Annotated in this window: 1 tRNA gene; it reads left to right on the forward strand. The window is 47.3% G+C overall.

Annotated elements, in window-relative coordinates:
* Positions 1-79 precede the first annotated feature (79 nt).
* Positions 80-155, forward strand: a tRNA-Glu gene (locus DDT52_RS20855).
* Positions 156-370: the final 215 nt, after the last annotated feature.

Raw genomic sequence — 370 nt, forward strand, 5'->3', positions numbered from 1 at the left:
TACGAAATCGAGTGAAGTGCTCACACAGATTGTCTGATGAAAAATAATGAGCAAAAGCGTCAACAAAGTACGGTGTCGTGTCCCCTTCGTCTAGAGGCCCAGGACACCGCCCTTTCACGGCGGTAACAGGGGTTCGAATCCCCTAGGGGACGCCAGCGCATCCGACCATTCCGGTGAAAGCGGGGGTCTTCAGTAAGTCATCATGCTTACCTCATATCTTAAAACTGATTAGCGATAGTCAGGGTTTAAGATATTGCTCTTTAACAATCTGGAACAAGCTGAAATTTGAAACGATGCGGCGACGATTATCTTTACTGATGATGTTGCTGTATCAGAGTCTCTCAAAGAATCGCAGCGCGAACGTGACTTG

Source organism: Brenneria roseae subsp. roseae, assembly GCF_003115845.1.
Taxonomy (GTDB): Bacteria; Pseudomonadota; Gammaproteobacteria; order Enterobacterales; family Enterobacteriaceae; genus Brenneria; species Brenneria roseae.